The 13,917-nt window shown below is 47.8% G+C and carries 10 protein-coding genes; 5 read left to right on the top strand and 5 right to left on the bottom strand.

Annotated features, from left to right (window positions below; all coding sequences use genetic code 11):
- Positions 1-366: 366 nt before the first annotated feature.
- Entirely contained in the window at positions 367-774 is a 408-nt protein-coding gene (locus tag ACYVK4_RS09655; protein ID WP_461127286.1) for a Dabb family protein, read from the bottom strand.
- Positions 775-863: 89 nt separating this feature from the next.
- A complete protein-coding gene (locus ACYVK4_RS09650) occupies positions 864-2,081 on the bottom strand; it encodes an NADP-dependent isocitrate dehydrogenase (RefSeq protein WP_461127285.1) in 1,218 nt (405 codons plus the stop codon).
- Positions 2,082-2,580: 499 nt separating this feature from the next.
- Between ACYVK4_RS09650 and ACYVK4_RS09645 the strand changes: the two genes are divergently transcribed.
- Entirely contained in the window at positions 2,581-3,339 is a 759-nt protein-coding gene (locus tag ACYVK4_RS09645) for a GLPGLI family protein (protein WP_461127284.1), read from the top strand.
- A gap of 27 nt (positions 3,340-3,366) precedes the next feature.
- Positions 3,367-6,063: a hypothetical protein gene (locus ACYVK4_RS09640; RefSeq protein WP_461127283.1), complete on the top strand. Its 2,697-nt coding sequence runs from the start codon at positions 3,367-3,369 to the stop codon at positions 6,061-6,063.
- 83 nt (positions 6,064-6,146) lie between these two features.
- Here the strand turns inward: ACYVK4_RS09640 and ACYVK4_RS09635 are convergent, their stop codons facing one another.
- Entirely contained in the window at positions 6,147-6,563 is a 417-nt protein-coding gene (locus ACYVK4_RS09635; RefSeq protein WP_461127282.1) for a hypothetical protein, read from the bottom strand.
- 355 nt (positions 6,564-6,918) lie between these two features.
- Between ACYVK4_RS09635 and ACYVK4_RS09630 the strand changes: the two genes are divergently transcribed.
- Together ACYVK4_RS09630 and ACYVK4_RS09625 are read left to right on the top strand one after the other, a co-directional pair.
- Positions 6,919-8,625 (top strand): amidohydrolase, encoded by a 1,707-nt coding sequence (locus tag ACYVK4_RS09630; RefSeq protein ID WP_461127281.1) that lies wholly within the window; start codon positions 6,919-6,921, stop codon positions 8,623-8,625.
- 123 nt (positions 8,626-8,748) lie between these two features.
- The gene (locus tag ACYVK4_RS09625) at positions 8,749-10,455 is read left to right on the top strand and encodes a peptidase dimerization domain-containing protein (protein ID WP_461127280.1); all 1,707 of its coding nucleotides are present in this window, start codon (positions 8,749-8,751) and stop codon (positions 10,453-10,455) included.
- 244 nt (positions 10,456-10,699) lie between these two features.
- On the opposite strand, the gene ACYVK4_RS09620 is transcribed toward ACYVK4_RS09625, so the two are convergent.
- Together ACYVK4_RS09620 and ACYVK4_RS09615 are read right to left on the bottom strand one after the other, a co-directional pair.
- Positions 10,700-11,542 carry an endonuclease/exonuclease/phosphatase family protein gene (locus ACYVK4_RS09620; protein WP_461127279.1) on the bottom strand — a complete coding sequence of 281 codons (843 nt, stop codon included), beginning with the start codon at positions 11,540-11,542 and terminating at the stop codon, positions 10,700-10,702.
- A gap of 283 nt (positions 11,543-11,825) precedes the next feature.
- Positions 11,826-12,173: a hypothetical protein gene (locus tag ACYVK4_RS09615; protein ID WP_461127278.1), complete on the bottom strand. Its 348-nt coding sequence runs from the start codon at positions 12,171-12,173 to the stop codon at positions 11,826-11,828.
- Positions 12,174-12,546: 373 nt separating this feature from the next.
- On the opposite strand from ACYVK4_RS09615, the gene ffh reads away from it, so the two are divergent.
- Positions 12,547-13,866, top strand: a complete 1,320-nt coding sequence (gene ffh / locus ACYVK4_RS09610) for a signal recognition particle protein (protein WP_461127277.1) — start codon at positions 12,547-12,549, stop codon at positions 13,864-13,866.
- The last annotated feature ends 51 nt before the right edge of the window (positions 13,867-13,917 follow it).

Raw genomic sequence — 13,917 nt, 5'->3', positions numbered from 1 at the left:
ACGTGAATAATGGATGCCTCTGTGTTAAAATTAGCTCGACTTAAGTTCGTAATACTCGCGCAATAGAAAAGTTTTAACCACAGAGACGGTCCGCCGTTGCGGCACAAAGAGCACAGAGGTTGATGGGGGAAGAAAGTGCCCTAATAAACCTCTGTGCTCTTTGTGCCGCAACGGCGGACCGTCTCTGTGGTTAAAACTTTTCTACACGACGCGAAGCAAAACGGTGTCTGAACTAAATTACCCAACCCATTATTCACGTTAAATAGGTACAAACAAACAGAGCGATGCACTCCTTTTAGTGCATCGCTCTGTTTGTTTGTACCAGACAGCAAGCCGGGGGCCGGTGTCATGCTGTCAGGTACGGTCTTATTTCGCCTGATCCGTGAAATCAACTACGGTCACATCGGCCAGCCACGCACCAACGATGCCGCCAAACGCTTTGTGGGCGGGGTGGGGTAGGTAAGCATCCCGGTCCTTCTCATTATCGAAGGTCAGGATGAACGCGTGCGTTAAGCCTTTGTTCAGGTTTTCGGGGCTGTTGTTGGTGCCCCATTTGAATCCTTTGATTTCCTTGATCTTAGACGGCAGTGCTTCAAAAGCGGCTACGATCTCTTTCACTTTGGCCGGTGTTGTCTCGGGCTTGAACTTGAAGAGCACAATGTGCTGAACAGAAGAGCTTTTCATTGTTTTGACAGGGGGTTCCTCGATTGGGGTATGCGCGTACGTTGTCAGCGCGAACAACGACAGCAAAGCGATGGTTAGTAGGTATTTCATAAAGCGATTACAGGTTTGGAGACAAAAGGTAAAAAAAGTGCCGCCCTACTATGGGGCGGCACGTGTCTGAACCGCACGGGCGGTTCGGATTAAGCTAGTTTCGCCTGCAGATTCTCGTTCAACGCTTCGAGGAAATCTTCGGTGTTCATGTAGTGCTCACCAGCCGTTAGCTTCGTGCCGGCTGGATAGGCCGACAGGGCCAGATCCTTCGTCATTTTGCCGCTTTCAACGGTTTCTACGCAAACAGCTTCGAGAGCGTTGGCGAAGTCGATCAGGGGCTGGTTGCCATCTAACTGACCCCGGAAGGCCAGACCACGCGTCCAGGCGTAGATCGACGCGATTGGGTTAGTCGACGTTTTGTTGCCTTTCTGATACTCGCGGTAGTGACGTGTAACGGTACCGTGAGCGGCTTCGGCTTCCATCGTCTTGCCATCGGGCGTAACCAATACCGACGTCATCAGACCCAGCGAACCAAAGCCCTGCGCTACGGTATCCGACTGAACGTCGCCATCGTAGTTTTTGCAGGCCCATACAAAGTTACCTTCCCATTTCAGGGCCGAGGCCACCATGTCGTCGATCAGGCGGTGTTCGTAATGCACTTTACCGGCAAATTCGGCGTCGTAGATTTCCTGGAAAATATCCTTGAAACGACCGTCGTATTTTTTCAGGATCGTGTTTTTGGTCGAGAGGTATAACGGCCAGTTTTTCTGCACGGCCATGTTGAAACAGGCTCTGGCAAACCCACGAATCGACTCATCGAGGTTGTACATACCCATCGCGACACCAGCACCGGGGAAGTTGAATACGTCGTATTCGAGTACGGTACCGTCTTCACCTTCAAATTTCATGGTCAGTTTACCCTTGCCCGGTACCAGGAAATCCGTAGCGCGGTACTGATCACCAAAGGCATGACGACCCACAATGATAGGGGCTTTCCAGTTGGTTACCAGACGGGGTACATTGTTCATAACGATAGGCTCACGGAAAACCGTACCGTCCAGAATATTGCGGATCGTACCGTTAGGCGACTTCCACATCTGCTTGAGGTTGAACTCTTTAACGCGATCTTCGTCGGGGGTAATGGTCGCACATTTGATACCGACACCATATTCTTTAATGGCATTAGCCGCATCAATCGTTACCTGGTCATTGGTTTCGTCGCGATACTCGATGCCCAGATCATAGTACTTAATGTCAAGGTCAAGGTAAGGAAGGATCAGCTTGTCTTTAATGAATTTCCAGATGATACGGGTCATTTCGTCGCCATCCAGTTCGACAACCGGATTTGCCACTTTAATTTTTTCCATCAGACTTGATTATAAACGATTGAAAACGATACGAAAACTTAGCCGCAAAAGTAGTGAATCTAGCCTAAACATGGGTACTTCCTATCCATTGGCTTTGTGAATGGCCTTGCTTGGTCGATTAAAAAACGTATCACAGGTAGTGGCAAGTTGTATAACGATTAACTGTATTGACGGGTAGCCAGATTTTAGGTTAAAGTTTGCTACGCTCGGGGGAACTAAACTATTCAGCGTTATCTGTGTGTGTTGCCTGTTACACGCAATGTGGTTGTTTTGATAAAAGATTTTCTTAATTATATATTGATTATCAACCACTTATCTCCTTTATTATGCGCTAAAAACTGCGGTAAGTATCTTTCATAATAGATGTCTAATAAAAATATTTCATGTTCAGGTATATTTAATTAGTATCTTTTATGCAATATGTCGTATACAAACATCTACAGCTTATAACACAAGCATTGGTGTAAATACGCAACATGAATTAGATATCATTTAAACAATGAAAAGAGAACGATCATTACTTCTTGTTACATTCTCTATTCTCTGCTCAACAAGAATTTTTGGACAGGCCCCATCAGGCATATTAGCCTATCAGCAAATCACCGCTTTTGTAGATACCGCTAAACGATATGCTATTCCGTTTGAATTACGATTTAATCAGCATCAATCAGTATCTATTCCAACGGGTTTAATTAAGAAATTAAATCCTCTAGATTCGTCAAAAATTTTTGGCAAACTTGATAATTTTAAAAGAATCTGGGTTTACAAAGATCTACTTACAAAACGAATAGTTTCTCAACAACGAGCCGATATGGAAAATGTAGTTGTCGACGACACAATAACGCCTATCGACTGGAAAATTATCAACCAATTTCGGACAATTGGGGGAATGAAATGCCAGAAAGCTGAAGCAACAACACGGGGGCGGTTTTATACGGCCTGGTTTACAACCGAGATACCCGTAAGCGCTGGCCCCTGGAAATTACATGGGCTACCCGGGCTGATTCTGGAAGCTTATGATAACAAAGGTGCGGTTACGTTTCAATTCGAATCCTTACGAATGCCGGCACCCTCAGGTACTAGTATTGAAATTCCTATCATTAAACCTGGTATGAATATTTTAACTGAAGAAGCTTTTCTAAAAAGACGTCAAGATAACAACAGTAGGTTCGATAAGATGGCAAGTTCCCAACCGGGTATGGAAGGGACGCAAGTAAAAACAGAAGTTATAGGTATTGAAAGATTTCCTAATCCCTGATAAACCTTGCTTAGGCCCTATAGTAACTTGTTCATTCTCCTTGTCAGCTTTTTGCTGCTGAATAATTATGCATTTGGGCAGCTAACCATACAAATTAAAGGGCATGTAAGTCAAAAAATTACGGGCCAACCTATCCCATCCGTTAGTGCTACACTCTACCGGCTAAAACCTGATACAACGCTGATCGCCTTTGCCTCTACAGACATAGCGGGTAATTACTCGATCAAAACGAGTTCACTGTCAGATTCATACAAGCTGAGTATTCGAGGTTTAGGCTTCGAAACAATTGATACGCTGATTACACCCGAAAAAAACGCCCTGTTCATTCAACTGAATTTCAGTCTAACGACGAAAGCAATCGAGCTGAAAGAAGTATCTGTGAAAGCCATCATTCCAGTACGGAGCGATAATGATACAACAACCTACGCTGTCAAGGCATTTGCAAATGGAACGGAACATTCTGTTGAAGATTTATTGAAGAAACTTCCGGGTATACAAGTAAGCGAAGACGGGAAAATCAAAGTAAACGGTAAAATTGTTGATAAAGTACTGATTGAAGGGGAGGATTTATTTAGTAAAAAATACCAACTTATCACCCGCAATATGGGGGCCGATGTTTTGAAAAATGTACAGGCTATTGATAATTATTCGGAAAATAGTTTATTACAGGGAATTGAGAAATCAGGGCGTCTGGTACTTAATTTAACGATTAAAGATGATATAAAAGTAAAGGTCTTCGGAAATGGTGGTATTGCTGCTGGTACAGCCAAACGATATGAAGGTAATTTAAGCTTATTCTCGCTTTTTAAACGATTAAAGGTAGGCGTAATTGGGAATGCCAATAATGTCGGCACAGATCCTATTGTCAACGCTCAGTACGAACTGGAGTCAGATCAACAAAATGTAAGTTCGATAGAATCGGTTTCGACAAAACCTATTGTCGATAATCAACTTACAACGGTACCAGATTTAGCGGTAAATCGCTATAATTTTAACCGGGTAAGTCTGGTTGGTGCAACGGTAAGCCGAAAACTAACGGAGAATCTCAAGGTTCGTGGCTTTTATTATTTCAGTAGTGATAAGCAATATAACCAGGCCAGTAATAGGTTTAGTTATTTGTTAGACAACAAGGCAATTAATGTGTATGACTCACTAAATAATGTTCGTACGCCAATCGTTTGGGCCGGGAATATCAGAATGGATTATAAAGTAGATGCAAAGACATTAATCACTTTTTCGTCAGATATAAAAAGAACAGTAGCTTCTCTGAAATTTAATACAATTTCAAAAAATGAAATTCTCTCAGAGAAAATTAGTAATGAGGGAATTGAGAAATCTCAGCTAAGTAATCAGCACCTTAGTATTACACGAAGGCTACCCGGAAAAAACGCTTTACTAGTTGACTTAAATTACATTTATAACCAGCTACCACAACAAAATATCTACAATAGCGCACGATACAATTCTTTTTTTGGTGTGTCGCCGGATTACAACCAATATAACCAGGCCATTGCCCGTACCAGCGCCGAAATGAGTGCAGGGCTACGATGGAAAGGCTCATCGGATACCAGGAAATATTCGATAGGGTCAAGCCTGGTCGTTAGAAATGAAACAGCCTCTATTTCGGCGCAGTTACAAACACCGGATCAACAGCCAATCGTACCAATAGTGCCTGATAAAAGCTTCACACGGTACGAAAGCGTGTATTTGACGACAGAAGGGCATTACTTTCAAAAGTGGAATCGTTGGGATTTATCCGCAGATGCTGCTTTACAACATGTAAGGGCCTCTGTTTCTGATAGTACGGATGTGTTGACAAGTAAAAAATTATGGCTAAATCCATCCCTAACAGTTGGGTACGATTTGGGGAAAAGACAAAAAATGCGTTTTACGTATAGCCAGAATAATACCTTGCCAATAATAAACAACCTGATTAGTAGCCGTATTCTGACTGACTACCGAACGTTTAGTCGGTTTATTCCAGCTCTGCCAGTTATTACATCCAACCGGTTGTCATTATCCTATCAATATGTTAACTGGCCTGGTCTATTCTCCTTTTTTACCACAGCCTCATGGGCATCTAACAAACCGCCATACAGCACCCGTTTACAAATTTCAAACACCATTAATCAACAAATAACCAGACCCATAGAAGGCGCCATCGGTCAATGGTTTATTTTTGGGCAATTAGACAAACTTATTGCGCCTATTTCCCTAAAAGTCAGATGGGAGGTAGAGGCTTCGCGAGGTGAACAATTTAACCAGATAAACAGTACAGATCTACAGCGGTCTCAATTTACATCTATTAATAATACCTTCTATTTTATTACGTCTTTTGATCATCCATTCAATGCCGAATTAGGCTTCCGACGGTCTGATTTTACCGTCAGTACGGTGCAGCCTGAGGGGTTACCAGCCTATCAGACAACGCTCATCAAACCTCATGCTGTTTTTACGTTACGTCCCTCAGTTGGATGGTTTTTCAAACTTTCGGCTGAGTGGTATGATTGGCGATTTAAAACAAGTACGAATGCAACTCAATTTGTCGATGCGCTGGTCAGGTATGAGCCCAGTCAATCTAAATGGAGTTTTGGCTTAACAGGTTCAAATTTATTGAACAATCAATACTTGGTTTTCAATCAAGTCAATAATTACTTTATCAGCCAACAAGCCTATACCTTATTACCCAGATTTATAATGATACGTGTCGAACGAAAAATTTGACCTTTGACGCATTCCTTTTATCAGCTGTCAGTTTGTCAGTTAAGCGAAGCTATTTTCCAGGTCCCTATATCAAACCCCATTCCTCAGCGACGGGCCTTAATTTCTACCATACCTCCGCCGGTTTCCGTAGTGGTTTTTATGGCGATGGCTGTGGGGGAAATGGTTCCGATTTTTTCCAGTCCATCGTAAAGACCAAACCGTTGTACACTGTCGGGTTTTAGTTCAACCTGTTTAGGGTCGGAAGTCTGGTTAAAGACTTCTTTGGGCCCTTTTACCTTTACCGAGAATACCATTTTGAGGTGGGTAAAATCGACTTTCTGCATTCGGATCGAGCCCGAGAAGCCCGGCTCGGGCATCACGACGACTTCACCATCCCAGTTCATGTAGGTCATGGCATAAGTACCGACGAGCCCTTTCGTGTAATCGAGGGAGGTGTAGCCCTGGGTTGAATAACCCGACAAGGCAATCGCCAGAGCGGTGAGCAGGTGGGAGCGTTTCATGTTTATGGAAAAAAAGGTGGGATAGAAGCTAAAACAGTCCGTCACAAAACCACAGGTAGTCCTGGGGCGCTTTGTCTTGCTTGCCATGTAAACGTAATGGAAAAAAGATGAGTCGGATTGCATCAGTTCACCAACGGCATGATTGAGTTCACCGTCGGCAGACTTGCTGGCACTTTTCGTGGGTAAAGAAAGAGGAGTCGGCGGCAATACCAACCCCGCTTATTTACTGTGTCCATTCGGCGCATTGATGACTGGCTAACTGTATTTTTATAAAATCATATATGTCTTGCGGGCTATTTTTCAGTACTTTTAGTTGCTCATATCGCAACTACCTAAACAAAATTTGGCAATGCCCATGAAATACTGTACTAATCTGTTATTTGGCCTTGTGCTGCTGCCCGCCCTGCTGTTTGGGCAGACCAAAAAAGGGGCTAAAACGACTGATCGCATCGACAAACTCAAAGCTGAAGCGGTGGCCGCTGTCGAAGCCAACGCCGTGCAGGCCCAGCAAATCAACGACATGCTCTTCAGCTTTTCGGAGCTGGGCTTCCAGGAAGAAGAGTCGTTCAAGTACCTGACAAGCTTATTGGAAAAAGAAGGCTTCACCGTTAAGAAAGGCATCGCCGGTATTCCTACCGCTTGGATCGCTACCTGGGGATCGGGCAAGCCCCTGATTGCCGTGGGCTCCGACATTGATTGTATCCCCAAAGCCAGCCAGAAGCCGGGCGTGGCCTACAAAGACCCCATTGTGGAAGGCGCACCGGGGCATGGCGAAGGCCACAACTCGGGCCAGGCCCTGAACATTGTGGCGGTGCTGGCCGTCAAGAAGCTGATGGAGCGGGAGAAAATTCCCGGTACGCTCATGCTCTGGCCGGGGGTAGCCGAAGAACTGGTGGGCACCAAAGCATTCTACGTTCGGGATGGCTACTTCAAGGATGTGGATGCGTGTATCTTCACCCACGTGGGTAACAACCTCGGCGTTTCCTGGGGCGATAACGGTAATAACGGACTCGTATCGGTTCGCTTTAACTTCGAAGGGCAGGCGGCACACGCGGCCGGAGCCCCCTGGCGGGGCCGCTCGGCGCTGGATGCCGTCGAATTGATGAACATCGGCTGGAACTTCCGGCGCGAGCATCTGGAGCTTACCCAACGGTCGCACTATGTGATCTCCGACGGGGGCGATCAGCCCAACGTGGTGCCGTCCAAAGCCGCCGTCTGGTATTATTTCCGCGAACGGACCTACCCGAAAATCAAGAAACTCTTTGAGACCGGTGTCAAAATAGCGGAAGGGGCAGCCCTAATGACTGACACCAAGTTTACCTACGAGATTCTGGGATCAGCCTGGCCGGTGCATACGAACCGGGTTATCGCTGCTGCCGCTTATGACAACATCAAAAAAGTAGGGTTGCCCACCTGGTCGGATGAAGATCAACTGCTGGCCCGCGCGTCGCAGCTGGAACTACAGGCTCCTAAAGTGGAGGGGCTGGCCACTAAACTCGACTCGATGGGAATGCCGACTTCTTCAGCTCCCGTGGTGATGATGGGTGGTCAGGCCATGACCCCAATGGGTGGCGGCTCCGACGATATTGCCGACATCTCCTGGTCGCTGCCGACCATCGTCCTGCGTTACCCCAGCAACATCCCCGGACTACCCGGCCACCACTGGGCCAACGCCATTTCGATGGCTACCCCCATCGCCCACAAAGGGATTGTCTACGGAGCCAAAGCCGAAGCGATGACTTTGCTGGATTTGTTACTGAAGCCGGAGGTCCTGAAAGAAGCCTGGGCCTATTACAAAGAGGAGCAGACCAAGGACATCAAGTATGAACCGCTGATTTCACCCAGGGAGCAACCGGCCATTTACCTCAACAAGAAGATCATGGCCGAGTTCAAGCCCAAACTGGAGCCCTTCTACTACAACCCGGCCAAGTACAAGACGTATCTGGAGCAGTTGGGTATTAAATACCCAACCGTGCGCGACGACCAGCGCGAAGCGGTGAAGAAAGCCGTCGAAAAAGAGAAGTCGAGTGCGGCTAAAGTTTCCTCGTCCTCTGCGCGGTAGATAGTAGCATGGAGGGGTACTCCGTGCAGCCGCAGGCTAAGTGGCAGCTCATAATTTAGCCTACGGCTGCACAGATGACCTGTCTGCCATACACACTTAACCCAACCTAAAATTCTTCCCCGTATGAAACATTATACAACTTCATTGTTTGCCTTGCTGCTGCTACCGGCTTTGCTATTTGGACAGAGTAAAAAAGGGGCTAAGCCAACTGACCGAATTGACAAACTCAAAGCCGAAGCCGTAGCGGCTGTTGAAGCCAACGCCGTGCAGGCTCAGCAAATCAACGACATGCTCTTCAGCTTTTCAGAGCTGGGCTTCCAGGAAGAGGAAACCTTCAAATACCTGACCAACCTGCTCGAAAAGGAAGGCTTTACCATCAAGAAAGGCATCGCCGGTATTCCTACCGCCTGGATCGCCACCTGGGGATCGGGCAAGCCCCTGATTGCCGTGGGCTCCGACATTGACTGTATCCCCAAAGCCAGCCAGAAGCCGGGCGTGGCCTACAAAGACCCCATTGTGGAAGGCGCACCGGGGCATGGCGAAGGCCACAACTCGGGCCAGGCTCTGAACATCGTAGCCGTACTGGCCGTCAAGAAGCTCATGGAGCGGGAGAAAATTCCCGGTACGCTCATGCTCTGGCCGGGCGTGGCCGAAGAATTGCTCGGCACCAAAGCGTTCTACGTTCGGGATGGCTACTTCAAGGATGTGGATGCGTGTATCTTCACTCACGTGGGTAACAACCTCGGCGTTTCCTGGGGCGATAATGGGTATAACGGCCTAATATCGGCTAAATTCAATTTCGAAGGGCAGGCCGCTCACGCAGCTGGGGCCCCCTGGCGGGGACGCTCGGCGCTGGACGCTGTCGAGTTGATGAACATCGGCTGGAACTTCCGGCGCGAGCACCTGGAGCTTACCCAACGGTCGCACTATGTGATCTCCGACGGGGGCGATCAGCCCAACGTGGTGCCGTCCAAGGCGGCTGTCTGGTACTTTTTCCGTGAGCGAACCTACCCAAAGATCAAGAAACTCTTTGAAACGGGTGTGAAGATGGCGGAAGGCGCGGCTTTGATGACTGACACTAAATTCAGTTATGAGATTCTGGGATCGGCCTGGCCGGTGCACACCAACCGTCCGATAGCCGCTGCGGCTTACGATAACATCAAAAAAGTAGGGTTGCCCACCTGGTCGGATGAAGATCAGCTGCTGGCCCGCGCGTCGCAGCTGGAATTACAGGCTCCCAAAATGGAAGGCCTGGCGACGAAGCTGGATTCGATGGGGATGCCCACTTCGTCGGCTCCCGTGGTGATGATGGGTGGTCAGGCCATGACACCCCTGGGTGGTGGCTCCGACGATATTGCTGACATCTCCTGGTCGCTGCCCACTATCGTGCTGCGTTACCCCAGCAACATCCCCGGACTACCCGGCCACCACTGGGCCAACGCCATTTCGATGGCTACCCCCATCGCCCATAAAGGTGTCGTTTACGGAGCCAAAGCCGAAGCCATGACCCTGCTGGACTTGCTGCTGAAGCCTGAACTAATCAAAGAAGCCTGGGCCTATTATAAGGACGAGCAGACTAAGGACATCAAGTACGAACCGCTGATTTCGCCCAGGGAGCAACCGGCCATTTACCTCAACAAGAAGATCATGGCCGAGTTCAAACCTAAACTAGGGCCCTTTTACTACGACCCGGCCAAGTACAAGACCTACCTGGAGCAGTTGGGTATTAAATATCCAACCGTGCGCGACGACCAGCGCGAAGCGGTGAAGAAAGCCGTCGAAAAAGAGAAGTCGAGTGCGGCTAAGGTTGGCTCCTCACGCTCGGAGTAATGTTTGTGTAGTACCGAGCGTCGGCCCGGCGCTACGTAAAAGCGGCTGGTTGGTGATGTCAGTTTTGAGAAATTGACACCACCAACCAGCATTTATGTTAACGTGAATAATGGCTAAATGCAGGTTAGCATTCGTTTAACTGAAGATCAGAATCCAGGCTAGATCAAAAAGATCTAATCGCTGTATAACGTGGGTGATAACTGCGTATAAGCTAGATTTTAAGCTAATCAACCCATTATTCACGTTATTTTAACACAACCTTGGCCACCACCGGCTGGTGATCGGATGGGTAACGTTGCTCTTTGGCGTCGGTCAAAACACCGTATTTCAACACGTCGAACTGCTTGCTGACGAAGATGTAGTCGATGCGGTTATCCATGGGCGCATCGAACTTGAAACTATTGAACGTGCCTTCAGGACCATAGGGTGGCATTTTTGTGACGTTATGCGCGTCGCTCAGCAGCGTTTGGAGGGTTTTCACCTGCTCTGTTTCGGGGGTGGAGTTCAGGTCGCCGACGAGAATAACCGGCGTATTCTTCGCTATTTCCCTGATCTTCTCCACCATCAGCTTACCCGACTGCCGCCGGGCTTCCACGCCCTGGTGATCGAAGTGGACGCTGAAAAAGTAGAAGTCTTTCTTCGTTTTCAGGTCGTTAAATTTTGCCCAGGAACAGATGCGGTTACAGCAGGTGGCGTCCCAGCCTTTGCCCGGTTTGTCGGGCGTTTCACTGAGCCAGAAGTTGCCGGACTGCAAAACCTTGAAACGGTCTTTTTTGTAAAAAATAGCCGAGTGCTCACCCGCTTCTTTCCCATCATCCCGACCGGCACCCAGAAACGCGAACTCGTTCAGTTCGGCTACGTCATTCAACTGATCGCGGAGGGCTTCCTGTGTTCCGAACAGGTCAAATTCGTGAAACCGGATCAGGGCTTTCACATTTTCTTTCCGGTTTGGCCAGGCATTGATACCATCGCCTTTGTTGTTGTAGCGCAGGTTGTAGGTCGCTACGTTGATGGGGGTGTCTTTTTGAGCAAACGTAGCCTGAGTTAACATCAGGCTGCCTAGTAAAACGAAAATCAGTACGCGCATTCGGTTTGAGTTTAAAATTGTTACTGGTAACGGTTGAGGAGGTGAAGCCGACTTCGGCTGGCGTGGGTTCGAACCGTTCAGGTAGTTCTGCCCTGCCCATCCCACAACTCTATAAACATTCATGAGCCTCTTTTCTACCAGCCGGCCGTTCTCCGGAATGGGGTAGATGTGTAATTTTTTGCGCCATTTTCTCCGGGTAGTCCGATTGTCAATAGCACATAAAACGCCAATGCCCGACAGTCTGATCGACCGTCGGGCATTGGCGTTGGTGAGGGTAGAAAAATTACTTGGTTGTCTTGCTATGGGCGTGTCTTATTTCTCGGGCCATGTTCATTAACCGTTTCCAACACCGGCTAATGGTTTTTTTCTCTTCAACATTTTTTGCTTTGGAAGCTGTCGTGGCTGCAGTGGGCTCTGGCTTAGTAGGGGAGTTGCGAACCAGAACTGCCGTTTTCTCCGCATTAACTGGCCGTGCCTGCGTATCAATAACTGTGCTTTTACCCGATGGCGACTCGATTGTATAGGCATACCGCGAAGCCATCGCGCTTGTCTCCAGTGAGGTCAATGAACAGGCCATCAGCACGGTAATGGCTAAATAACCTGTTTTGTATTTTATTAAATTCGTTCTCATGAGGCAGTTGGATTAAAGTCGCTAAAGAGTACATCGTGACGGCTACAAGTCGGCTGCATTCATCACAAATATATGTAATAGTATTATTGCCTCATATATTTGTATTAAAGTATTTCGAAAGAGCCAATTTTTGAAGACAAAAACAAGGATTGTGCCAATTTATTTTTGCCTAAATGAGCTTATACTTTGTATTTGTTTTGTTAGACCGGCAATAATTTTCGTTTTATATTATCTGGATAGATGTTTGCGCAATTTTCAAATAGCCAATCGGGCCAAATGCATCAAATTAACGTGTAAGTGTGTCGAACTAGTATATCCGGGCAAAAACGCCCGCGAGAAACTGTTATCTTTGTTCCACTGTTTGTGATAGACTATGTTTGAGAATCTTCAGGATAAACTAAATAAGGCCATCAAGACCTTGAAAGGTCAGGGCCGCATTACCGAAATTAACGTTGCTGCGACGATCAAAGAAGTGCGTCGTGCCCTCACCGATGCCGACGTTAACTATAAAGTGGCGAAGGACATAACCGATCGTATCCGCGACAAAGCACTTGATCGGAAGGTGCTGATTTCAGTAGAGCCGGGCCAGCTGTTTGTCAAGATCGTTCAGGAAGAGCTGACCGAGCTGATGGGCGGAGAAGCCCAGAGCATCAATACCAAAGGCGATCCGGCGGTTATTCTGATTGCGGGTTTACAGGGTTCCGGGAAAACAACTTTTTCGGGTAAACTGGCTGCTTTTCTGAAAAAGCAGGGCCGTGGCGTTCAGCTTATAGCCGCTGATATTTATCGCCCGGCAGCTATCGACCAGCTAAAAGTACTGGGCGAGCAGGTTGGGGTTGAGGTATACGCTGAACCGGAGAATAAAAATGCCGTTCAGATTGCTCAAAACGGTATTGCTCTGGCCAAGAAAAACGGGAAGAAGATCGTCATTGTCGATACCGCCGGACGTTTGGCCGTCGATGAAGCGATGATGCAGGAGATCGAAGCGCTTAAAAAAGCCATCGCTCCTTCCGAAACCCTGTTTGTGGTCGATTCCATGACGGGGCAGGATGCGGTCAATACCGCCAGAACATTCAACGAGCGTCTGAACTTCGACGGTGTTGTTCTCACCAAGCTCGATGGTGATGCACGGGGTGGGGCGGCTTTGTCGATCAAAACGGTCGTCAACAAGCCCATCAAGTTCATCAGTACAGGCGAGAAAATGGAAGCCCTCGACGTGTTCTATCCTGACCGGATGGCGAGCCGGATTCTGGGCATGGGCGACGTGATCTCGCTGGTAGAGCGGGCACAGCAGGCGTTTGACGAAGACGAAGCCAAGCGTATCAACGCCAAGATGCGTAAGAATCAGTTCGACTTCGACGATTTCCTGTCGCAGTTGCAGCAGATCAAAAAGATGGGTAACGTCAAAGACCTGCTCGGGATGATTCCGGGTATGGGTAAGATGATCAAAGACCTGGATATCGATAACGACTCGTTCAAGCCGATCGAAGCCATCATCAGCTCCATGACACCCAAAGAGCGCAGCCGTCCCGATATTATCGACGGAAGCCGCAAAAAACGCATTGCTGCCGGTAGCGGCACGAACATTACCCAGGTGAACAACCTGCTGAAGCAGTTCGATGAGATGCGCAAGATGATGAAGAAAATGAACACCATGCAGTCATCGGGTAAGATGAACAAGATGATGCGCTAATACATAGGAGTAGAGTCACTAAAAAAGGGCTGGTCTTTGAGATCAGCCCTT

This window comes from Spirosoma aerophilum, assembly GCF_054782495.1.
The sequence above is the reverse complement of the archived record's forward strand: the minus strand, read 5'-3'. Positions and strand labels throughout refer to the sequence as shown.